Here is a 25,120-nt window from a genome sequence, read left to right as displayed (position 1 = left end):
AACCTCAGTGAAGATAATTCAATTACAACAAATTAGCATAGGTACCCGAAGCGCGCTTATCGCATTGGTAGCCCTAGCCTCATTGCAGGGCTGTACGCCCACAGTCAAAATAGAACCGCCGGATAAACCTATCGTTATCAATCTCAATGTGAAAATTGAACATGAGATACGGATCAAAGTAGATAAGGAATTAGACCAACTCCTGTCAGACGATAAGCTGTTCTAATTAAATAAGAATTGAGGAATCACCATGAAATCAATCCGACTAAAAACAAAGTTATTATTGCTATTAACCCTCAGCTTTTTAAGCCTAAGTGCCTTTGCCATGTCACTTCAAGAAGCTAAGTCACAGGGCTATTTAGGCGAACAAGCCAACGGCTACTTAGGATTAGTGCAAGCCAATCCCGAAGCCAAAGCCGTAATGGACGACGTGAATAACAAACGCCGCGCCCACTACGAAACCATCGCCAAGAAGAACAAACTCTCCCCAGCCGACGTTGCTAAACTCGCTGGCGAAAAAGCCATAGCCGCCACAGATAAAGGCAACTATGTGCAAGATGCCAAAGGTAAATGGACTAAAAAGTAGTCCGCTTTCTAAAGCTCTAGCGCGTAAAAGCAAAACGAATAAACATAAACAAAACGCCTGCAATTGCAGGCGTTTTCATTGGTGGTCGATAAAGGGAATGATTTGCTGGCCAATACCTTTGAACGAGGATCTAGATTTTAGATTGTTTGATGGAGTTTGGTTAAGCACTGTCATTCCAGTGACTCGCCGTCCTGTTACCCCAAATCAACAAAGGGAATCAGTAAGATACTGATTCCCTTTGCTTTAATTTGGCGAGAGAGAGAGTCGAACCCTCGATTCACAATTCATTCTAACAAATCCTATAAAATCATAGTGTTATGCACCTTAATTTTTCAGATTGTACCAGCTTTTTGTACCACTTGAAACACCGAAGGAGTACGACGGGTAAGTCGACTCCTGATAAAACATCTAAATTATAGTATGAAGTTACACAGAATCATGAATGTGTCCAGAGAACAAAAACTCGCTATTACCAATAACTTTGATAAACTTCTTATCCGATTTTTCGTCGAAAACCCAAACGGAAAACTGTTTATCAACTTTCTGGCATATATTCTCAAGGTAAACTCTTAAATCATCAGGAAGTTGATTAACAACAAACCACCTTTCTAATAAATCAAAAGAGTCAATCCCATGGTTAAAGCTATAGTCTAGAAGTTGACCATATGCATATCTTGCTTTGGAGCGAGAACCTGCGGTGTCGTTAAGATATAAATATTTAAGCTCTAAAATTACACTTGTATGACCAGATTCTTTAATCAAAATGTCTGGCCTTATAAGTTGCTCTTCAAGAGATGTCTCGGAAACTATTTGGCAGTTAGAAAGATTCTGTTGTAAAAATTTAACTAATGGCTTTTGTAGCTGAGACTTTTCATTGAGCCATTTTATATGGTCTTGACTTCCTGTCGCACACACCGCATCAGGAGACTGCTCTTCACCATTATGTGCTTTAGAGCTTGATAGAGCAGCACCTGTTAACGCGATATCGTTAGCACCAGTACCAGTCACTATCTTAATAAACTTAGCCTCGTCTCTTTGACCAATGAGGAATTGCTTCCATATATTTATTTCTGAGTCTGTTATGCTCGCAAGGCTTACAAGTTTATCAACTGAAAAAATAACATCTTTTTCCGTGAGTGCCCTCATAGTTTTAGCTTTACGCTTATCAGTCCCATATTTTACAGTCGCATCTTCACCTTTTTGACGAGGATTAATCGAGAGCATAGCTCTGTTCTTTCCAACATCTGTCTTAGATTTCCGTCCAAGTCGAATCCTCAGATTTTCTTTGCTCCATAGTTTCTCCAAATTTGTAACAATGACATCAACATCAGGAAAAACAGAACGTAAGGTAACAACTAACTTTTCAAAAACGATAGCTTCCTCTTTTGTTAATAGCTCCTCAGCAACCCACCAATCCAAGTTATTTCCCTGCTTATATTTGAACATAGCGTATCACATCCTTAAAATTTAACGGTCTCTAGTAGCAATAGAGACATTAAAAATAACCATAAAATCAGCTAAATTGTACGTTCATCCTTTGTGATAAACACAATTCTCATACATCCGCCCCCACTGCAAACAACCAATTGAATTTAAAAATAATTCATACTCTTAACTTCGCAAGTTAAGATATTATAGTGAATACGGCACATGTTGAGTTAACCTCTCGAATTTACTGATTCTTAACTATGCCTGATGATATTCATAAAACACAGTATGTAGCCCAAAAATCCGTTATCTCTTATGCATACTTTTATGTTGCTCAATAATGAAATCTATAAGGTTGTCGAAATCAGTCTTAGGTGAAAAAGAATAATTTTCATCACAATATATCCTCAACCGCTTAGCATTATCTAACGCCTTGTTTATTGATTGTGGAGTATTACGAAAAGCAGAGAGTGCATTTTTCTCATAATCAGGCAATAACTTCTTTAAATCATCAACCACCAAATTTGCAGCAGACTTCCGGCCGGACTTCTCGTACAACTTAGTAGTGAATCTAAAATGAAGAATTAGCCAAATTTCAAAACAAGGATCGCTAGGTATTGCGATGAAAACCTTCTTTTTTAATTTATTGTTAACCATGTCAATTTTTTTTATCGCGTTAAAAAAACTTGCATGGTCATCTCGATCGAAAACACAAAATACTTGGTCAAAATCGGGTTTGCATGACTCTTCTTCCTCATCAAAACGCTTTTGGGCATGCTCTACTATGTTCAGTGGAGATTGTCCTAATCCAACTATAGAGACGTTGGCGGTTGACAACCTATAGTGGTTAACTACATCTTTTATATAGCGATAACCAGAAACCGTATCTTCACAAACAATCAAAAACTTCTTGTATGAATCTTTTTGTGTAGAAGCTCTTTTCGTTTGAGCTTTAGACTTTGCCTTAAGCTTATGGAAAATGTCATCTGAACCCATAACTAAATGCCCAAAGAAATGAAAGGTAATGCCCCATACGAACCTGATAAATAGCGTTCCTCGAGATTTTCATAACCTTTCCTTGGTTTATTAAAATTACTTAATGAGTAAAACTCACTCTGATTTCCATCTTTTTGCATGAACCAAATTTGATCTCTTCTAAATACATCCTGATTTAGAATTGACGTTTCGTGAGTAGTGAAAACTAACTGAGCATTGTTTGGATTGTTTTTTGGGTTCTGAAAAAGCTTAACCATGTGTTTAACTAGCAACGGATGTAAATTTGAGTTCAACTCATCAACAAATAAAACATTTCCGCACGCTAAAGCATCAAGCCAAGGCCCTGCAAATGAGAAAAAACGTTGAGTTCCGTCTGATTCCTCATTGAGATCAAATTCAACGGTTTTGCCATCATCATCTAAGCGTAAAAACTTAGTCGAGAATAAGGTTTCACCTTTCATCTTCTCGATAATTGTCTTTTTTAACTCTTTAGGCATATCGCTTGGGAGATTGTTCTCATCAAACTCCTCTTTTTCAATGAGAATGTCTTCAATTGAAATATCAACATCTCTCAACAACTTAAGGATATGATTTTTTTCATCAAGTTTGTCACACTGATAAGCTGAAAAACCGACTCCCCATCCATGAATTCCTGCAATTGCCAATTCTGAATTAAACCACTCAAAAATAGGTTTCAGTTGTTCACTATTAAGTTGGACTGCTGTAGATAAAAATAATGAGTTCTTCTTGGTTGAGTTTACCCACGTTTGCTTTTCACCTGTAAGATTACGCCCTAGGTCCCACTGATATTGTTCGCCATCCCAAGCTCTTAGAAACCATTTTTGAGGTTTTTTCTTCGGGAAGGCAAATAGCCATTCTGTAACAATTCTGTTTTCAACATAACTAAAACCATATAAATATCTGATATTGTTACATATTAACTCAAGCTCGAACTCGGTTTCAGCATTTTTAGTTTCTGCGGAAAGTCGATACGGGTTGTATGGAAGATGTTCATCTACTTGCCATTGAGCAGATTTAGTGATGATAGTCATCATTGTGGACAAGCCAGAAATCATATTAGATTTTCCGCTAGCATTTGCACCGTAGATTGCAGCAGTATTAAGAAGGCGTTGCGAGTCAAACTCAGCTTTCCACTCGAATAGATTAGAGTCTGCCATATCAGTATAGGCCTCTGCTCTCATATCAAGAGTTTGTGCTGAACGAATAGAAGCAAAATTCTTAATAGTGAATTTTACTAACATTTTAATTGTCCTGTTCATTATCCATTTACCTGATGACTATTACACCCAAGGTACGGTTATGTCCAGTTATTTGTCAAAATTCGTCAAATATGCGCTAAAGATTACACTTTAACAGCCCGAGTATTCTTCTTTGATAATACTCAAATACGTTTTCCCTGAGTAGACCCCTTTAGTTGATAGTAACCAGAAGTCGTTCGTATCTAATATTTACAGGTTAAGGAAGACGGGACGGTCGAGCATCCACGGACGGCTTGAACAACCTCCATGCTTAACTGCCAGTTCGCCTTCCATGGCTCTCGTTCATGAACTTAGAACCCCTCACGAGTCGACGAGTGAATGCCATGGCAAATCGCTTTACAACCAAAAGACCACACAACCACAACTATTTTTGCTTTTAGCACTCCGCAAATGACACCAAAAAATCAAAGCAAATCACCGTTAAACGTAGTATCTAATCTTTTGAACCTCCAGACTACGCAAATGCCAAAAAGGTGCGCCATGGTGATTGGCGAGACGGCCGTCCGCCCCATGGACGGGGCGGTCGAGCATCCAAGGACGGACTGGCTGCGAGTCGTCGAGTGAATGCCATGGCAAACCAGACTGTGTAGTGAGCTTGGTGGCAAAAGCTGAACCGAATTAAGAGTAGCAAGGATCACGAGTTAACATTCAGTGGCATTTAATAGCAAGGAGTTGGAAATTAATATGGAGATAGAAAAAGATTTTCTTGGGAAAAATACTATCGATAGCACATCAGCGCCATAGGGATTTGAGCAAATAATCAGCTAGTGGTGTCTATCAAAAACAATAGTAATTGATGCCTAATAGTAAATATTAAAAATCAACAATGACTATTGATCTACAACCCCATTATGCCGCAACCACGTGGCGCTGCGCACGCAGTGGGTGTAAGCGATTATGCATCACTTTGATGGTTTCAAACTGCGCCATAGTTTTCGCGCCAGACAAAACACATTCGGGTGACAATAACATCACTAGCGCGGACTGTAGGGTATTTTCAACCACGAGGGCGAGCACTCTTTGCTTTTGGCATTTTAGCTCAAAGACTTTACCTACATCGCTATAAACACAGACATCACTGGTATCAAAAAACCATGATTTAGGCATTTGCGGTGTCAGCATAAAATGGGCTGCGGTGGCATTGAGGGCAATTTGAACAATAGCGGCATCGGATAAAGACAGGGTTTTAGGTAATCTATCGAGTAAGTTCATATAGAATTTGGCGTGCGCAATATTAAACTCCATGCTTGATAAGGCATCTGGAATGAGTAATTTTGCTTTATAAGACGTCAGAAATTCTATCTCGGAACCTAACGATACGCCTAATACACCATACGAATCGTTATATTTCCATTGCCAATCTTTTTGCGGCATTAATAACATAACGGTGACCCAATATTTGAACACTGGGACATAATAGTAGATATTTTATCCAATATCAAAATAAAAATAATAAAATACAAATTATTTAACAGTTACTTAGTCGATCTATTGTAAGATCTTAACAGCGATCTATGGATCATTTTAGATCGCTGTTAAAGAATAAGATCTTATTTTAGATCGTTATATTAATCCTAAGATCATTATTTCAAGCGGTATGCATTCACTATTTCTTTAATTAACTTCGGACCTTGATAAATAAAACCTGAATAAATCTGAATCATAGTGGCGCCCGCATCAAATTTGGCTAAGGCATCTTCAGCGCTATTAATACCGCCCACACCGATGATCGGGATCTGCCCTTTCAAACAAATCGCCAATTGCTTAATCACTTTAGTAGACAGCTCAGTTAAGGGTTTGCCACTTAAGCCGCCGCTTTCATTGGCGTTGGCAAGACCGCTAACACCATCACGTGTTAAAGTAGTATTGGTCGCAATTGCGCCATCAAATTTGTTTTTAATCAAAGCTTGCGCGATATTTTCAATTTCTTCGATGGTTAAATCTGGAGCAATTTTAAGCGCGATGGGCACGTATTTTTTATGCTTTTCGGCCAGCTCAAGTTGCTTGGTTTTAATTGCGCTCAATAATTCATCTAATAGATCGCCATATTGTAGCGATCGTAATCCTGGGGTATTGGGTGATGAAATATTCACCGCAATATAAGCCGCATGGAGATAAACTTTATCCATGCAGATCAAATAATCGTCTTTACCTTGTTCTACTGGCGTGTCTTTATTTTTGCCAATATTGACGCCAACCATGATATTGGTCTTTTTAGCGATCAAATTTTTGACCAGATTATCGACACCCTTATTATTAAACCCCATGCGATTAATGATGCCTTTGGCAGGCTTTAATCTAAATAGACGGGGTAAATCGTTACCAGGCTGTGGTCTTGGGGTAACTGTACCCACTTCAATATGACCAAATCCCATCGCATGAAAGGCATCAATCGATTCGCCGTCCTTGTCCATACCGGCAGCGAGTCCCACTGGGTTAGGAAAGGTCAACCCCATAAAGCTGACAGGAGCGGGTGCAATCGTTTGTCCATATAGACATGTTAACGGGCTATTGGCGGTCACTTTTAAACTGCCTATAGCAAGATGGTGAGCTCGCTCAGGATCCATCTGAAACATGACTTTCTGTGCGATTTTATAAAACATGTACTTTCCTCGACCTAAAAAAAGCCCCGGCGATCGCCAGGGCTTCTGATTGTTATAATAAGTTTACTTTTGGCCTTCGCAATGAAGGATCAGAAGGTTAAGTTCACGTAGGGCGACAGAGAACTTAGCAAACTCATGGATTTGCGACGTTTTAAAGTCAGCTAGCATATGGAACCATCTTTCCAATAAGCCTTGATTTATCTCAATCCACTGAGAAATCACACTTTCGGCATCACAGGTTGCACTGCAGGTTCTTAAGACCACTGAACTCAATGCACGTTGTTGCCAATCTAACTCTTCCCTAAAGGCGGCACGAGCCAGTGCTTGCCAATGGTTCGCTACAGGTTGAGCGCTGATCTGTTCTAAGAACCAGTGCAGCTCAACGCGGGCGCCGAGTTTGAAGTAAGTTTCAGCCACTAATGCCACTGTCTTATCTTCTGTTTGCGCAATTTGGGCAATGTCTAAGGCAGAGAACAAGGTGCTCATGTTAGCCACAATCGTTGCCACAGCTTGTGGTACGTTTTCTTTGACCAAGGCATTGATCTCAGATTGGATACCTTTAGCTTCTTCTTCGACCAGATATAAATGAACATTATCTTTAATTTGTTCAAATACCGGTTTGAAGAAGGCAACGGTTTGTTCGATGCTCCAAGAGCGGTTACGGTGACGGAGGAACCAGCGGCTAGCACGACGCATATTGCGGCGTAACTGATGCAGCATTTCACCTTGAACCACAGCCGGAACTATGCCGTTTAAGTCAGTGATCGATTTAGTTAATTCAGCTAAACCAAATACTTCGCGAGCCATAGTGTAACAAATTGCCGCGTCGGCAACTGAGGCACCAGTCTCATCTTGCATACGTTGAACAAAATTCAAACCCATGTCGTTGACGAGTTCATTGGCGAGTGAGGTCGCAATGATTTCGCCACGCAGTGGATGGGTTGCCATTTTGTCGCTGTATTTTTCCTGAAGTTTTTTCGGGAAATACGCGATAAGCAGTTGGCTTAACAAAGTATCTTCAGTGATTTCTGGCGTCACTAATTGCTCTTTCAGCACCATTTTTGCATAGGCAACCAGTACTGATAGCTCTGGACGCGTTAATGCACGACCACTGGCTAAACGTTCAGCTAGCTCATCGTCAGACGGTAAGAACTCTAACGCTCTGTCTAACTTGCCTTCTTTTTCCAGGTACTGGATAAAGCGGATCTGCTCTTTTAACTGCTCAGCACCACGCACTTGGGTGACGGAGATAGTGCGAGTTTGATCTTTACAGTCTTGTAGTACGATTTGGCCGACTTCTTCAGTCATTTCTTCCAGTAAACGGTTACGCTGCTTAAGCGTCAGCTCACCTTCAGTCACCATAGCGTTCAGCAAAATCTTGATGTTCACTTCGTTGTCTGAACAGTCCACACCACCAACGTTATCCACGAAGTCAGTGTTGATGCGACCGCCATTAGACGCATATTCAATACGACCTAACTGAGTACAACCTAAGTTACCACCCTCGCCGACTATCTTAGCGCGTAGTTCGCCACCGTTGACACGTAGAGCATCGTTGGCACGATCGCCGACTTCAGCATGGGTTTCGCGTGCAGATTTCACATAGGTACCGATACCGCCGTTCCAGATCAAATCAACTGGCATTTTCAGCAGTTCTTTCATCAGCTCAGTTGGGGTCATAGAGGTTTTCTCTGTGGCCAACATTTGCTTAATTTCTGCCGATAATGGAATTGATTTAGATGAACGTAGGAAAATACCGCCACCTTTAGAAATCAACTTGCTGTTGTAATCTTCCCAGCTTGAACGTGGCAGAGCGAATAAACGCGCCCGTTCATCATAACTTAATGCCGTATCCGGATTTGGATCGATAAAGATATGCATGTGGTTAAAGGCTGCAACCAGTTTAGTGTGCTTAGACAACAACATACCGTTACCGAATACGTCGCCCGCCATGTCACCTATACCTAAACAGGTAAAGTCTGTGGTTTGGCAATCAATACCGACTTCGCGGAAATGACGCTTAACAGATTCCCAGCCGCCTTTGGCCGTGATACCCATTTTCTTATGGTCATAACCGTTACTGCCACCTGATGCGAATGCATCACCGAGCCAAAAGCGGTATTCGAGGGAAATCGAGTTCGCGATATCAGAGAATGTCGCTGTGCCTTTATCGGCTGCTACCACTAAATATGGGTCATCTTCATCGTGACGAACCACATCCAATGGATGGACGATTTCACCGTTCAAAATGTTATCGGTAATATCGAGCAATGCACGGATAAAGATGCGGTAACATTCTTGACCTTCGGTGAAGAAAGCTTCACGGCCGCCTTCAGTTGGCAATTGTTTACAAACAAAGCCACCTTTAGCACCCACAGGCACAATCACAGTGTTTTTCACTTGCTGTGCTTTTACCAAACCTAATACTTCGGTACGGAAATCTTCACGGCGATCTGACCAACGCAGACCACCACGAGCCACTTTACCGTAACGTAAATGCACACCTTCAACCCGTGGCGAATAAACGAATATTTCGAATTTCGGCAGTGGACGTGGCATTTCAGGGATCAGTGAAGGCATGAATTTAAACGAGATATAACTCTTAGATTCGCCTTTGGCATCCAGTTGGTAGAAGTTGGTACGCAGAGTGGCGTTAATCAAGTCTAAATAACGACGAATAATACGGTCATCATCTAAGCTAGACACTTCGTCTAAACGTAAATTGATCTGCTCCAAAAACTTGCCCAGAGTACGGGTTTTCAGTTTAGGGTTAAATTTACGGATGAACATCTTCACCAACAAATCAGCGATTTGTGGGTAACGACCGAAGGTTTCTTCAATATATGACTGACTGAAAGTTGCATCGATTTGACGCATGTATTTCGCATACGCGCGCAATACAGAGACTTCACGGCCGGTTAAACCTGACGCCAGAATAATGCGGTTGAAGCCGTCATCTTCTAACTTCTTTTGCCACACTTGTGACAGTGCAGTTTGGAATCTATCTTGGCTATCAGCGATGTTATCTGTGTTGACGACTTTAACTGTCATCAAGAAGTCTAAGATCCAGAAGGTAGAACCGTCTGAAGTCGTGACTTCATATGGACGCTCGTTGATCACGCGCAGACCAAAGTTTTCGAGCATTGGCAACACGTCAGATAGATGAATAGGCTCATCTTTATGGAATAGTTTTAAACGCACTTTGTTGTCGTTCAGCGCCGCTTCCTGCGGTTGATAGAACAACATGCCGAGCTTGTGTTCATCATCCAGTGCTTCGAGCTGTTGCATGTCAACGACGGCAGAACTTGGTAATACGTCTTCTTTATAGCTTTGTTCAAACGCATTGAAATAACGCTTAGTCAGATGAGTGCCAGCTTCTTCGCCGAGTGCACTGTTAAGCGCAGTGCTTAACTTATCTTCCCACGAACGTGCCGCTTCTATTAAGTTGTTCTCTATGGCAGCCACATCTACATCCATATTATTGTTATCAACTTTGACTATGTAGTGAGTGCGGGCTAGCGTCGACTCGGAAAAATAAGTCGTAAACTCTACATCTTCTTTGCTGTTAAAGTGCTGGGCCAGAATACGTTGAGTATCTTGGCGGAGTTTAGTGTTGTAACGATCCTTAGAAACGTACACTAAACAGGATAAGAAACGGCCAAAGCCATCTTTGCGTACAAAGAGTTTCAGCTTGTCTCTGTCTTGCATTTCTAACACGCCATGAGCCATGTGCGATAAATCATCAACATTGGCTTGAATTAGCTCGTCACGAGGTAAATTCTCAAGGATGTTTAGCAGGGCTTTATAGTCGTGTGAACGTGGGGTCAAGCCTGAACGATCTAACACACGCTGCACTTTTTCATTCAGCAGTGGGATTTCACGTGGGCTACGGTTATACAGGTTTGACGCATATAAACCGATAAATCTATCTTCGCCAATCACATTGCCTTTCTTATCGAAACGCTTAATACCGATATAATCGACATAAGCTGGGCGATGCACGCGGCTCTTAGCACTGCTCTTAGTGAGGATCAGTAAGCTGTGGTCTAAGGCTTCTTTGCGGGCACTATCGGAGAAGCTAGATAACAACAAACCTTGCTCAGGTTGCGCTTTAGTGTGCTTGTTCATCAAACCTAAGCTAGAGGCGATATTAGGCACTAACTCAACGTCACCTTCGACACGTTTCAAATCGTATTGACGGTAACCTAATAGCGTAAAGTGATGATTATTCAAGTAAGTCAGGAAGTTAATCGCTTCTTCTAACTCTTGCTTATCGCCCGGGAACGGACGTTTTGGCAATTCCTTGATCATCTCAGCCAACTTGGCAGACATGACTTCCCAGTCGTTAACTGATGAAGCGACATCGGCAAGCACAGACTGAATTTCGCGCTCTAATGCTTTGATATCGACCGTGCTGCTTTGACGGTCAATTTCAATCAAAAATACGGCGACATGCTCAGTGCTTTCAGGGCTCTGATTAAGATAAGTGACATTCGTCACACCACTTTCTGAACGCTCAATCGCCAGTGGAGTGTGCAACATCATGTGAGCAGTAATACCCATTCGCTTCAATGCCATACCAACTGAATCGACCAAGAATGGCATGTCAGGTTGGATAACTTCAATGATCGAGTGAGTCGATTGCCAGCCGTGTTTGGCTTGGCTAGGATTGAACACTCTTAGATGAGTGTTACCTTTTGGCGTTTTGTTCAGGGCGTTCCATAAACTGAGAACCGCACCGTATAAATCACTGTCATTACGCGCATTGAGATCGTCTTTCGACATGTGGGCATAAAGGCAGGTGGCGAACTGTTCAACTTGCTTGGCTTGTGAATTAGGGACTTTAGCGTGAATTAAACTGACTACATTTTCAAGTAGTACTGAAGGCATTGCATCTTTCAAGGCCATGTTGCTGTTTCCTTAAGCGTCTATGGCAGCGCTTTTTTCATTATTTGGATGCTTCGGCTTAACAATCGCAGATAAATTAATGTGATCTAGATCGTCGCGCGAAGTTTATTACTAAAACCGCTGTATTTCGAGGAAAATTTTAGTGGTACATCCTCTTGAAATCCAGTATTGGCGTAAACAAGGAATGACAAATGACCAAACAATCGATAAAGCAGACTAAGTATTCAAAAGTAAATGGGGAGCTTAGCTCCCCATTTGTAGACTCTACTTAGGCTGGCGCCAGAAAATGGCGGCCAATGCAGGTAGGATAATTATGGCACCGAGCATATTTACCACAAACATGAATGTTAACAATATTCCCATGTCCATTTGGAATTTAAGCGCCGAGAAGAACCAAGTACTGACACCAATCGCCAATGTAAGGCCAGTAAAGATCACCGCACTACCCCGTTCGACCAACGCCTCATAGTAAGCCTGCTGTACTGGCATACCATTCGATAGCTTAGACGACATAGTCGAGAGGATATAAATACCATAGTCCACGCCAATACCAACCCCCAGCGCAATGACAGGTAACGTACTAACAGCTAAGCCAATATCGAGCTGAGTCATCAAAGCCTGTGCCAGTGTCGACACGACATATAACGGAATAATAACCGCCACAGTGGCTTTAAAAGATTTAAAGCTGATTAAGCAGAGTACAAACACAGCACCATAGACGTATATCATCATAGGTAACTGCGCTTCGGCCACCGCTTCGTTAGTCGCTGCCATTACACCCACAGGACCCGACGCCAGTTTAAACTGCAACTTCTCGTTGTCCATTTTCGCGGCGACGGCTTTAACCTTAGCGACCACAGTTTCTATGGTTTCGGCCTTGTGATCTTTCATAAACAGATACACAGGCATGACAGAACAATCGCCATTTAATAAACCTGAAGTCGTGGGAATTTGGCCAATGGCCTGTACTAAGCTCGCCGTTGTACGCGGCAACACTTCCCATCTTGGATTGCCTTCGTTGAAGCCTGCATTCACTTTTTTAGCGACTGACGCCAGACTCACAGTCGACTCCACCCCTGGGGTATTGCGTACTAACCACTCAAACTGATCAATTTGAGTGAGCACATCGTGGTAAGTACAGGCTTCAGGTGCTGCCTCAACAATCACAGTCATCACATCTGTGGTGATAGAGAAATGATCTGTGATGAAGAAGGTATCGAGGTTATAACGCGAATCTTGATGTAACGCTGGCGCGCCGCCCTGTAAGTCACCAATCTTCATCTGATTAGCTTGTTGCAGACCCACAAAATACAACACCACAGTGGCAATAATGACTACCACAGCATATTTAGGTGTTGCAAAACGCGCCATGAAGCGCCAAATAGCCTCAGTTCGCACTTCTTCAGCGGTCGGTTCTGCGTGTTTATTGACTTTGATTTCAGTAAAAGAAATCACCAAAGGCAACAGGATAAGGTTAGTGAAAATGATCACGCCCACACCGAGCGAGGCAGAAATCGCCAACTCGCGAATAATCCCAATATCGATAAATAACAGGGTAATAAAACCAACAGTATCGGACAGTAATGCCACACCACCCGGCACTAATAAACTACGAAATGCCGACGCCGAAGCCGCTTTTGTCGTTTGCCCGTCGAGCACTCGGCGCCGTACAGCATTGATGATCTGCACCCCGTGGCTCACACCGATGGCGAAGACTAAAAACGGTACCAGAATCGACATAGGATCGAGACCGAAACCTATCACAGTCAATAAACCAAGCTGCCAGACCACAGCCGTTAAACTGCAGACCAGTGGCAGCATGGTCAAGATGATGGATTTAGAAAAGAGGTAAACCATAATGGCAGTGACCAAAATCGCGATCACGAAGAACAGCAACACGCCCTTAGCGCCATCAGCCACATCTCCGGCCATTTTGGCGAAACCTATGATGTGAATTTTAACCTTATCGGTTTCGAACTTGCCCCTAAGCTCTTTTTCTAATTGTGCAGCAAAAGCAATGGTATCAAGCGGTTTACCCGTCTGTGGATCAAAATCCATTAATTGAGCCGACACCATAGCCGCACTGTAATCGTTGGCAATTAATCGGCCGACAATCCCTGCTTTTTCAATATTATCGCGAACCGTTTCTAACCCAGACACTGAAGTTGAAAAATCCGCTGGAATAACAGGCCCACCAGCAAAACCATCCTCAACGACTTCAGTAAAACGAGTGGAAGGCGAAAAAATTGATTTCACCTGCGCACGGTCAACCCCTGGAATAAAAAACAGCTGATCATGCACGTTTTTTAAGGTATCAAAATAGTTAGCATTAAAAATATTACCGCTGGTATCCTCAACGGCCACCATGATGCTGTTGGCACCACCAAAATCTTTTTGGTGTTTCAGGTAGGTCTGCATATAACTGTGCTGCAGTGGAATATTTTTGATAAAAGCCGCATCCATTTTGAGTTGACTGGCCTGATAGCCAAAAAACAACGTCAAAAACACAAAAATGCCGACGACCCATGCGCGATTGCGAAACAAAAATGACTCAAATCCGTTGACCAGTTTTTCTAACATCTTCTCGGCCCTGTTATTTATTGTAGTTTTAAAATTTTATGGCTTAAGAATAAACAGCCCTTGGCTGCCGGATAACCACACATTCCCTTGATTATCCTTCGCAATAGACACTAAGTTTTCCCCTTGGCGACGAGTCACGATACTGCTACTGTCGTCCTCATTTAGCTTGATCACTATCCCCGCATTTCCCACTAAATATAGCGCGTCGTCAGAAACAACCATGGCACCGTTGATTGAGGATTGCACCGGCAATTCTATTTGATTCCATTGGCTTAAACTCACATCAGCTTTGAATATATGACCGCGAAGGCCCATCACATACACAGCATTTTTCGTTTCTACGGCGTTAAACATAGAACCATCGTAATCAAAATTGGTACGCGTAAATGTTTTACCTTGATCGCCAGAAACAGCGACTAAGCCCAGCTCGCCAACCAATAATAAACGTCCATCGGTTAAGGTTAAAATACGATTAAAGTGCGGCAATAATGAAGCGCGCGCACTCAAATAGGCCGATTGATCGCTGCCTTTTAACTCCGCCAAATAAGCCACATCTTCTTCAGCTAAAAGCTCCTCATGGAACTTCTCGCGCCATTGGGCACCGCCATCATTAGTGCGATAAAACAAACCGTAAGCACCAATGGCAATACCATTGTTTTCGTCTAAAAACACCACATCGAGGAAAGGCTTTTCAATCTCGGGCGAATGCATTTGTAACTGCCAAGTTTGACCGCCATCCTGAGTCTGTAAAATGGTTGCATCATGACCTACAGCCCAACCGCGTTTTTCATTGAGGAAAAAGACTTTGGTCAGCTGTGAACTCACGGGCGTTACCACTTGATGCCAACTGCCGTCATACACCAGAGCATGACCACGTTCACCCACAGCCACTAAACCTGCGCCTACGTTGGCAATATCTAAAATCAAAGATGAAACAGCAAGAGGTTGAACTTGAGAAAAAATCGGATCAGAGGGCGTTGCAGATAACGTAGAAGGAAAAAAAGCGCCACCGAAACTTAATACAGCGACACACTGAAGGATGCGAAACGACATACAAACTTCCTTAAACTAATGAGGGGCGCTAAGCGCCCCTTTGTACGTGGCCTATTAACGGATACCTTCACGACGCAATGCATCGGGGGTAAAGTTAGCTTCAGTCAGTTTGGCATCGAAGTTATACATGCCACTTTGGTTGTCTAAGCCCATGGCGAGATAACGACGGGATTGCAAATCATGGAAGACTTCTAAAGTATCCCACTGTGCTGGCACTTCGTAGTAATTCAAGCCATGTGCAACGGCCACACGATACAACTGATCACGGTTGTCGTAGAGATCGGCGATTGACACTTGCCATGAATCTTCATCAAGGTACATATCGCGCACTTTATAAATGTGGCGCATACCGTCTTTCAGCGTCGCCCTCACTTGCCATACGCGGTGTTTTTCCCAACGAACGTATTCAGGATTCACATGACCAGGTTTCAATATTTGGTCATATTTCAGCTTATCCGAATGCAGTTTGTAATCATTGTACGGGATATAAATTTCTTTTTTGCCAACCAGTTCCCAGTTGTAACGCACAGGAGAGCCGTTAAACATATCGAAATCATCTGTCGTACGCAGACCATCTGACACTGTACCCGGTGTATCAAAAGCCACGTTCGGCGCTTTACGTACTCGACGTTGACCTGTGTTATAGGTCCAAGCTTGGCGGGGAAGCGCCTCTTGATCCATGGTTTCTTTAACCAATAAGGCTGTACCAGCTAAACGTGCAGGCTGAGTCACCACTTGCTTAAAGTAGAACAGCGTATTGCTGGCTTTAAGCTGATCTAAGGTAATTTCTGGACGAGAATATTCGAAGCGAATTTCCTCAGCCGTTTCGACTAAGCTATAGCTACCATCGGCTGTCGGTGCAGCTTGGCTACGGGAAGTTTCGATATCTATACCACGAAAACGCAAAATGTGGTTCCAAATTGCTTCTAAACCATTTGCAGGGATCGGGAATGGAATACCAATAGCCGCGCCAGAAATACCATTGCCCTGTGCAATCAGTTCAGCACGAGTCGCGTTAACTTTAGTCGCATCGTAAACGAACTGTGGTACAGAGGCGCTACGGCGAGTCTTGTAAACATTCATCTTGTAGGTATCAGGATAAAGTTCGAACAACTTCATCTGACCCGGCGTTAAAAAATCTTTATATTGCGCTTTGTTAGCATTGGTAATAGTAAATTCAATCTTATCCTCAGGGAAAGGATCTGGGTGATGCATCCCTTTGGTATAACCCGCCACAGGCTGAGTGATACCACCATCCCACGCAGGAATAGAACCATCAGCATTACCTGCTTTTTCAGCACCTAAAGGGGTAAGTTCATTGCCAAGTTTTGCCGCATCAGCTTCTGATATCTTAGCCATAGCGACTGGCGCTGCGAAAGCCAGCATGACTGCACTCGCCAATATCGTCAGTTTCTTCATTGTTTGAGTCCTTTTAGATCGAATACTTGATATTGAATGAAACATAATCACGATCTGCCATCGCATTCGTCGTACCGACACCGCCAAAGAAATTGTTATAGGAGATATCTGCACCCCAACGGTTTTGATAGTCGAAGTTAACGCCTAGCGCGACAGACTTACGTCCTTCCGTGAACAGGAACATAGGATCAGGTGTAATACCATCAACGTCATGGGAGAAAATCACCCGTGGAGACATATTGACCCCAGCAAATACGTTGTTGAAATCCGCCTTTCCAACTAAACGATATCCCCAAGCAAAGTCGGTTGGGAACGGGTTAGTTTCAGGACCATTGTGCAAGGCTTGAATGATGCCGGGCATATCTGGGTTGCCGCCAGAACGTGACGTACCAGGACCATTGAGACGTAGCTCATCAAAACCTGGCATATCATGGATCCACACGCCACCCACTTCGGCCAACATGGTCAAGTTATCTAAACCTAACGTTGGACCAAATAAATGGGTGAAAGTCATCTGCGCCTGAGTGGTATCAAGACGGATAAAGCCATCCACGGTTTCACCCGGCTTAACATCTTTAATCTGTGAAATACCATCGAGATCTGGACGAAGACCAGCGTTAGCTAACTGCTGTGGCATACCGGCAAACAATAATTCTACGTCATCGATTTGCAGTGGTTCATCCTGACGATGGGCAATTTCAGCCGCGACAGAGGTATCACCAACCAAGGTATTGAAACTGAAACCGTAAAGCTTGATATCTTCTGGATAAACGATTTGCGCCTTAGAGAAACTCTTCAAATTGAGCAGCAATTCACGATCAATATTACCCGAGTTTTGACCTATGGTCGCCAGATCAGACAAAAGTGCACCCGTGCTAAAATCGGCGGCTGTACCACTGATAAGAGGACGACGGCTATGGTAATTCATGAAATAAAAACCAAATTCGGTTTCACCCAGTGAAGGCGCGTAATAACCCAGCTTAATACCATATTGGCCATCATTGCTTGGCTCTGCCTCATCCTGCACTAGCGTCACTTTTGTTGGGTAGGCTAAGGCCATAGAAACCAATTGCTGTGTCGGAATAGATTGGCCGCTGGCAATCATGCCCGCTAAACGCTCGTATTCTTGCATTACGAAGTCTAAATTGATGTCAGGGTTAGCATTAAACCCAAGCTGAGCGTTTTGAGCGTAACCACCGAAACCCGCAAAATCGTTAGTCGCAAAAATAGAACCCGGTGTCGGTACCCAAATAGGTTGCCAATCATATTGATAGAATGCTTCTACCGTTAATGAATCAGTCAAACCAAGGGAAGCCCACACCATACCTTGCGGTCTGAACGCTTCTTTGAGTTCAGCACCTGGCGCATTAAGTATGTTCAAATCAACGGCGTTGATTTCACTGATCCCATGGGCAATCAGTGTACTTTCACCCCATGACACCACTTGATTACCTACACGAATAGATAATGGATTCGCACCATCGTTAAGATCAAAGTTGCCATACACAAACGCATCGAGTAGGCGAATATCTTTACATTGAACTTCTGAAGCACGGTTATCTTCGCAAGGGTCAAACTCTTTGCCCGTTATCGGATCATTAAAATCATAATTACCGTCATTGAGTTTACGATCATAGAAATACATACCACGGGCAAATAAACCGTAGTTTTTGTATTTCAATGACAATTCATGCAAACCTTTAACGATTTCGGACGTAGTATCGCCTTGAGAATAAAGTAAATTACTTAAGTCATTGTTACTTGAATACGATCCGGGCTGGGCCCAAATCTCAGCAGAAGTGTATTTAGTATTGCCAAATGCGCTGTAATTAGACCAATCGAATTGGGGTTGATTAACCTTACCAATTTGACCTTCCCAATCGCGCTCCCCTACACGCCAGCTCGCACCAGCAGTCCAAGTTGAGTCAAATGTGCCCTCAACCTCTCCCCAATTAAAAGATACTGCATTAACGCTTGGGATCATTAACAAACTCAATGCCGACGCCACCCCCAAAGCAAGCGCCGATTTGTTAAAACTATTTTTAACAATTTTCATTTTAGCTCTCCGTACCCTGCTGGATTCTTTGTTTTAGGAATTACAACCAACATCTTGTTAGCTCACAGGTAACATCATTGTTACAGCAATTAATCCCCTTGAGCAAGGCGCAGTTAGAGAAAATTTTCTAAAGAATTAAGCATGTAGGTACATTAGTACCGTTAACTAAAAAGGAGAGATTTAAATTAGCGAAAAGCGGAATAGGAATGAAACATAAAAACACATTAAAAAATCATATAATTCATTAACATATTTAAAAATAAAATATCACAAAGCGAGCTTAGTAATCAGCCGACCGTTTAAAGTAATTGCTCTAAGTAAAGATAAACAAATTAAGACTAAACTCGATTTAATGAAACAAATTGTCCCTTGTCATCTAAAACCAATTTGAAATAGCCTTGAATGCCATTTTCGGTTAAAAAACGCCTAAAATGACGGCCATTAATCCACAAAATCCGCCCTTGAGTTTCACGAACCTCGACTTTATCGGCAAGCCCTTGATAATAAGGTAAGAAATCTCGATAGCTGATCGATAGTTTGAAATACAGTTCCATAATATCAGGGCAGCACAGACTGCTGCCCTCCTCCTCCTACAAACTGCTATTTTGCCAATGCTTTAGAGACTTTTTCGTACATATCCTTAGATAAGTCAGGCAAAGCCAAAAGTTGTCCTAAACAGGCTTTTATCAAGGTTTGGCGGTCTAAGTCGAATTTATGATACTGGATCAATGGCGTCACCATACGGGCCGCAACCTGCGGATTGAGCTTATTAAGGGTCATTAAGCATTCGGTTAAGAATGCATAACCCTTACCGTCTCTACGGTGGAATTGATAAATATTACCGGCAGCAAAACTGCCCACTAAAGCACGCACTCGGTTTGGATTGCTCATACTAAAACACTTGTGTTGCTGCAACTGACGCAAACACTCAATCACATCATCTGCATCACGGGTCGCTTGCAACATAAACCATTTATCCATCACCAATGGCGTATCCTGCCAACGTAGCTCAAATGTCGTCATCAGTTCATCACGACAAGGTAAATTCCCAACATTGGCTGCCGTCAACGCACCAAGAGAATCCGTCATATTACTGGCGTTATCGAACTGAGAAATCACTAACCCCTCAGCCTCATCCGACACCCGAGCTAACCAAGTTAAACACTGATTTTTAAGGGCTCTTGCCTGCGTACTCTCTACTGCGACTAAAGAACGATATAGCGCAATCAATTCATCTTCACTATGTGATGCGAGCTCTATTAGTACAAATTCACGTGCTAAAGCTAACGCATCTAGATCAACACTCTCTGTTTGCTCAATCAAAGCCGAAGCCGTAGGTATCGCTAATATTTCGGCGATCAATGCCGGATCAAGCTCAGTGTCTAACAACACACCTTTAAAACTATCGCGCACACGGGGATCGAGAGCCATAGCTTGTTGCTGTTGTAAACTCGCCACATTTTGCCAAATAGCTTGGCTCACTAGGGTCACAGAGGCTTCCCAACGCGCCACTTCGCTGCTAGCAAAACGCATCAAGTGGACGAGTTGATCCACATTGAATCGATATTGTAATTTGACGGGCGCGGAAAAGTTTTGCAATAACGAAGCGACAGGTTTATGAGTGAGTCTATCAAAGCTAAACACTTGTTCAGCTTGAGTAAAATCGAGGATCTCATTCACTAAAGAATGGCCCTTCGCATCTAAGAGCTCTAAGCTAAACGGAATATGCAGCGGTGATGCACAGTTCGCTAGACTTTGTTTAAGGGTCAATTGATAAACACCCATTTGCGCATCAAAACTGTCCATCGCAGTCACAATCGGCGTACCGGCTTGGCTATACCATAAACGGAATTGGGTTAAATCCACGCTGCTGGCATCTTCCATTGCCGCCACAAAATCATCACAGGTGACAGCTTGGCCGTCGTGGCGTTTAAAATACAGTTTCATTCCCGCCTGAAACTTTTCTTCGCCGAGCAAAGTGTGCATCATGCGGATGACTTCAGCGCCCTTATTATACACAGTCACAGTGTAGAAATTATTCATCTCAATGACTGATTCTGGACGAATAGGATGGGACATAGGGCCAGAATCTTCTGCAAATTGCTGATTCTTGATCACTTTAATTGCGTGAATTCTATTCACAGCACGAGAGCCTAAATCTGAGCTAAATTCTTGATCGCGAAAAACCGTTAATCCCTCTTTCAAACTTAGCTGGAACCAATCGCGGCACGTTATGCGGTTTCCTGTCCAATTATGGAAATACTCATGGCCTACAACCGATTCAATGCCGTGATAATCCTCGTCGGTGGCCGTTAAGGTATCTGCAAGCACATATTTAGTGTTAAAGATATTTAAGCCTTTGTTTTCCATCGCACCCATATTGAAAAAGTCGACGGCCACTATCATGTAAATATCTAAATCATACTCAAGATCAAAACGGCTCTCATCCCATGCCATGGATTTCTTAAGTGATGCCATCGCATGGTGTGCTTTATGTAAATTACCTTTATCAACGAACACTTGCAGGATCACTTTACGACGACTGCGAGTAATGAACTCATCTTGCAATAGATCAAAATCGCCAGCGACTAAGGCAAATAAATACGCTGGTTTTGGAAATGGATCTTGCCAGCAAACATAATGGCGTCCGCCATCTAACTCACCTTGATCAATCAAATTACCGTTACTCAGTAAAAACGGGAATGCGGCGCTATCGGCTTCGATACGAACTGTGTATTTAGCTAATACATCAGGGCGATCAAGGAAATAAGTGATACGTCGAAAGCCCTCTGCTTCGCATTGCGTGCAGTAGGCACCATCGGACATATAGAGCCCTTCAAGGCTCGAATTAGCTTCAGGATCGAGCTTAGTGGTAATGTTCAGTTCAAACTCATCAAGCTCAGTTTCTAGAACTAATTGACCCGCACTAACATGGTAAGGCACAGCATCACCATTAACTGCCAGTGAAACAATGGTCAAATCTTCGCCATCCAACACTAAGGCTTGTGCATGTTTTGAAGTGCGTTTTATACGACTGATCGCCTGCACTTGGGTTTCATTGCCAGCCAAATTAAAAGCTAAATCGATAGTCTCTATCGTAAAAAGTGGCGCTTGATAATCTTTTAAGTATTTTGCTTGAGCTTGTGTCATTTCGATCCCTTTAACGCTGATCTAAATAAGAAAAAACGCGCCATAAGCGCGTTTTGATATCGGATAAATCGACTCGACTAGCGCCTACTTAGCACTAGTTTTAGCCATTTTTTGCACATCAGCCATATCTAAAGTGATATAAGCGGTTTCGTCTAAAAATGCATCTGGCAATTCAGCGTCGTCTTTAATGTCTTCCATTGATTTAACCGGTGCTAAACCATTGGCGACTCGACGCTCGTTTGTTCTGTCGAGGACTTTTTTCTCATCGGCTTCACGGGAAGCAATACGCTCACTTTCAACCAGAGACACAGTTTTCTCTTTGTGATGCTTTTTAAAATCGGCAATATCTTGATTGATATAGGCAAACTCTACGCTGTTTTTTATACGGTTAAGGTGCTTAGATTCAAGGCTAGTCACTAACTCAGGCGTAACATCATTAAGCGTGCCATATTGCGCCATAGGCACTTTATCCCAAGGTAAAGCATTTTTCTCTTCAGCTTCACCGTACTCGCCCGGCTCCAACGCACTTGGGTAAGCAATGTTGGGGGTCACACCTTTAATCTGTGTACTACCACCATTAATACGGTAGAACTTTTGAATCGTATACTGCACATGGCCAATTGGCTTCTCATACATGTCGTAGATACGGCCTAGGCTCTTATGCTGCTGCACTGTGCCTTTCCCAAAACTCGACTCACCGACGATCAGTGCACGGTCATAATCTTGCAATGCGGCAGCAAAAATTTCAGAGGCTGAAGCACTGTAACGGTCAACCATCACAGTCAATGGTCCTGCATAACTGGTTTTACCGTCGTTATCACGATGCGCAGACACTCGTCCATCGGCATCACGAATTTGCACTACAGGGCCCATATCGATAAAGAGTCCCGTCAGCAGCACGGCTTCCGTTAATGCACCCCCACCGTTACCTCTAAGGTCGATGACTATGCCTTCGACTTTGGCGTCGTTTAACTTCACTAGCTCTTTTTCAACGTCCTGCGACAAATTCATATAGAAACCAGGAATTTGGATCACACCGACTTTGCGATTTGCGTACTCGCCGTCTTTAGGTTCAATCACCTTAGAGGTTGCCGCTCTGTCTTCAAGACGAATTTTGTCGCGAACTAAGGTAACGTCGAATGGCTTAGCATTGGAACCGCCTTTCTTCGGTAAAATTTGCAGAACAACTTTACTGCCCTTAGGCCCTTTAATCAGGTCGACCACGTCGTCTAAACGCCAACCAATCACATCAACAATCTCGCCGCCTTCTTGACCGACACCGACAATCTTGTCTTCCGGTGACAGTTTTTCACTGCCCGCAGCAGGGCCGCCAGTAATTAAACTTTTAATGACAGTGTAATCGTCTTCAAGTTGCAGTTGAGCACCAATGCCTTCAAGGCTCAAGTTCATTTCCATTTGGAAACGTTCAGCATTGCGTGGTGAAAGGTAACTTGTATGTGGCTCAATGCTACGGGAGAAGGCATTCATCACGCCTTGGAACACGTCTTCACTGTTAGTTTGAATCAACCGTTTAATAGCATTGTTGTAACGCTTTTGGAGGATATCAACAATCTCAGGCCATTTCTTACCTGTGAGTTTAAGATTTAGTGCATCGTATTTAACACGTTGACGCCATAACTCATTAATTTCTGTCTGGTCTTTTGGCCATGCGGCCTCATCGCGGTCGTACTCATAGGCATCACCGGGCGCAGAAAAATCCATCTCTTTATCTAATAGAGATAAAGCATAGACAAAGCCTTCATAGCGGCGCTTTTGGACAATATCAAACATTTTATAGGCAGGCTCAAGTTCACCAGAACTGAGCATGTCATCGAATTGGGTTGCATAAGGTTTAAAACTATCGACATCCGCTTGGGTTAACACATTGCGGCGATAGTCTAACTGCTGTAGATAACGATCAAAAATTTGCGCAGAAAAGGCGTCATCAAGATTGAATCTATGATAGTGCGAACGAGTGTATAAGTCCGTTACCCTTTTGCTCGCAACCTTATGTTGCGCTTCCTGCTTGAGAGTGGGTAACTCGCTGATTTGAATCGTGGGTGGTACGGCCCAAGCCGAGAATCCGACAAAAACAGTGGCGATCGAGGTAGCCAAAGTGAGTTTTCGCATCAACAAGTTACTCCGTTTTAATAAATGATTACAGCAGGATATGTTCTGCTCTAACTTTAATCGTTAGGCCACTATCAAGCTGAACATGAATATCTTCCTTGTTAATGTCAGTAATCACACCGGCTACGGGTGTCATACCTAATTTAACATTGACGCGTTGTTTTTTCGTTAAATCAGTCAATTGTGCTTGGACATAATTGACGACTGGCGCTGCAGCTTTTGGCGCAGGCTTAGCAGGACGCTCAGTTTTAGGACGTTGAGGAACAGCCACCTTTTTAGGTGCTTTCTTCGCCGCAGGCTTAGGTGCAAGTGCTGCACGTTTCGCTTTGGCCTTATCCTGACTCTCTTTCAACATGGCTTGAGCATGATCAATGTGCTCTTGCTCTAACTCGCCGCAAGGTTCGCCATCCAGGTTTACGCGTTGTGCGCCCGCTTTAACGCACTTTAAATAGCGCCAACTGCTGGTATAACGTCTCAAGGCAACTCTGAGCTGAGTTTTACTGACTTTAGAATCATCAGCCAACCTTTCAGCCAAATCTTGAAACAATCCGATTTTTAATGGCTTAGTTTCACCTTCAGCAATAAAGCACAAAGGAAATGTTTCATACAAATACGCCAAAATTGCATTGGTGTCGGTCAACTTTTCTGTTGATTCCATCATTACTTCCACAGTCAAAAAGGGACATCGATTCGAGGTGATATATATCAGCTTCTTACATGTCGTTTATCTTCGTTAAACTCAATATTGAGTCAACGTACAAATTAGCATCCTAGCCGCGTTTACTAAAGTTAAAAAATATACCTTAACAAATTTTGACAGCTCAAAACACTAAGCTTATTCATTGCATGCCAATCAAACCAGCTTAATGCGTGCAGGCGCATATTATAAGGCGCACGCCACCGATTGCGACTATGAATTATGCGTTATTGT

At 42.9% G+C, this 25,120-nt stretch carries 16 protein-coding genes; 2 read left to right on the top strand and 14 right to left on the bottom strand.

Features of this window, described 5'->3' with window-relative positions; all coding sequences use genetic code 11:
* Nucleotides 1–7 precede the first annotated feature (7 nt).
* Nucleotides 8–226 carry a YnbE family lipoprotein gene (locus L5M11_RS06200; RefSeq protein ID WP_028759774.1) on the top strand — a complete coding sequence of 73 codons (219 nt, stop codon included), beginning with the start codon at nucleotides 8–10 and terminating at the stop codon, nucleotides 224–226.
* A gap of 24 nt (nucleotides 227–250) precedes the next feature.
* Complete coding sequence (locus tag L5M11_RS06195) at nucleotides 251–586, top strand: YdbL family protein (RefSeq protein ID WP_263186886.1); 336 nt, start codon at nucleotides 251–253, stop codon at nucleotides 584–586.
* A gap of 426 nt (nucleotides 587–1,012) precedes the next feature.
* On the opposite strand, the gene L5M11_RS06190 is transcribed toward L5M11_RS06195, so the two are convergent.
* The 14 genes from L5M11_RS06190 to proQ all read right to left on the bottom strand — a co-directional run bounded on the left by L5M11_RS06190 (nucleotide 1,013) and on the right by proQ (nucleotide 24,847).
* A complete protein-coding gene (locus L5M11_RS06190; protein WP_263191648.1) occupies nucleotides 1,013–2,032 on the bottom strand; it encodes a hypothetical protein in 1,020 nt (339 codons plus the stop codon).
* Nucleotides 2,033–2,320: 288 nt separating this feature from the next.
* Nucleotides 2,321–3,010, bottom strand: a complete 690-nt coding sequence (locus L5M11_RS06185; protein WP_263191646.1) for an RloB family protein — start codon at nucleotides 3,008–3,010, stop codon at nucleotides 2,321–2,323.
* 2 nt (nucleotides 3,011–3,012) lie between these two features.
* The gene (locus L5M11_RS06180) at nucleotides 3,013–4,272 is read right to left on the bottom strand and encodes an AAA family ATPase (protein WP_259562902.1); all 1,260 of its coding nucleotides are present in this window, start codon (nucleotides 4,270–4,272) and stop codon (nucleotides 3,013–3,015) included.
* Between the two features lie 867 nt (nucleotides 4,273–5,139).
* On the bottom strand, nucleotides 5,140–5,673 hold the full coding sequence (locus L5M11_RS06175) for a cell division protein ZapC (protein WP_106650701.1): 534 nt from the start codon (nucleotides 5,671–5,673) through the stop codon (nucleotides 5,140–5,142).
* Nucleotides 5,674–5,873: 200 nt separating this feature from the next.
* Nucleotides 5,874–6,893 carry a quinone-dependent dihydroorotate dehydrogenase gene (pyrD, locus tag L5M11_RS06170; protein WP_263191644.1) on the bottom strand — a complete coding sequence of 340 codons (1,020 nt, stop codon included), beginning with the start codon at nucleotides 6,891–6,893 and terminating at the stop codon, nucleotides 5,874–5,876.
* 63 nt (nucleotides 6,894–6,956) lie between these two features.
* Nucleotides 6,957–11,801: an NAD-glutamate dehydrogenase gene (locus tag L5M11_RS06165; RefSeq protein ID WP_263191643.1), complete on the bottom strand. Its 4,845-nt coding sequence runs from the start codon at nucleotides 11,799–11,801 to the stop codon at nucleotides 6,957–6,959.
* A gap of 264 nt (nucleotides 11,802–12,065) precedes the next feature.
* A complete protein-coding gene (locus L5M11_RS06160) occupies nucleotides 12,066–14,381 on the bottom strand; it encodes an efflux RND transporter permease subunit (RefSeq protein ID WP_113940560.1) in 2,316 nt (771 codons plus the stop codon).
* Nucleotides 14,382–14,417: 36 nt separating this feature from the next.
* Nucleotides 14,418–15,434 (bottom strand): WD40/YVTN/BNR-like repeat-containing protein, encoded by a 1,017-nt coding sequence (locus L5M11_RS06155; RefSeq protein ID WP_263185379.1) that lies wholly within the window; start codon nucleotides 15,432–15,434, stop codon nucleotides 14,418–14,420.
* Nucleotides 15,435–15,488: 54 nt separating this feature from the next.
* Nucleotides 15,489–16,853: a DUF1329 domain-containing protein gene (locus L5M11_RS06150; protein ID WP_105252650.1), complete on the bottom strand. Its 1,365-nt coding sequence runs from the start codon at nucleotides 16,851–16,853 to the stop codon at nucleotides 15,489–15,491.
* 13 nt (nucleotides 16,854–16,866) lie between these two features.
* Entirely contained in the window at nucleotides 16,867–18,909 is a 2,043-nt protein-coding gene (locus L5M11_RS06145; protein WP_105252651.1) for a DUF1302 domain-containing protein, read from the bottom strand.
* Between the two features lie 338 nt (nucleotides 18,910–19,247).
* Entirely contained in the window at nucleotides 19,248–19,463 is a 216-nt protein-coding gene (locus L5M11_RS06140) for a DUF2835 domain-containing protein (RefSeq protein WP_028759764.1), read from the bottom strand.
* A 46-nt stretch (nucleotides 19,464–19,509) separates the two neighbouring features.
* Nucleotides 19,510–22,059 (bottom strand): aminopeptidase N, encoded by a 2,550-nt coding sequence (gene pepN, locus L5M11_RS06135; protein ID WP_263185380.1) that lies wholly within the window; start codon nucleotides 22,057–22,059, stop codon nucleotides 19,510–19,512.
* An 84-nt stretch (nucleotides 22,060–22,143) separates the two neighbouring features.
* Nucleotides 22,144–24,189 (bottom strand): carboxy terminal-processing peptidase, encoded by a 2,046-nt coding sequence (prc, locus tag L5M11_RS06130; RefSeq protein WP_028759762.1) that lies wholly within the window; start codon nucleotides 24,187–24,189, stop codon nucleotides 22,144–22,146.
* A gap of 28 nt (nucleotides 24,190–24,217) precedes the next feature.
* Nucleotides 24,218–24,847, bottom strand: coding sequence for an RNA chaperone ProQ (gene proQ / locus L5M11_RS06125; protein ID WP_028759761.1), 630 nt, complete (start codon nucleotides 24,845–24,847; stop codon nucleotides 24,218–24,220).
* Nucleotides 24,848–25,120: the final 273 nt, after the last annotated feature.

It is taken from the genome of Shewanella sp. SM87 (assembly GCF_025653705.1).
In the GTDB taxonomy this organism is placed as follows: Bacteria; Pseudomonadota; Gammaproteobacteria; order Enterobacterales; family Shewanellaceae; genus Shewanella; species Shewanella oncorhynchi.
Note: the sequence above shows the minus strand (reverse complement) of the source record. Positions and strands in the feature narration are given on the sequence as shown.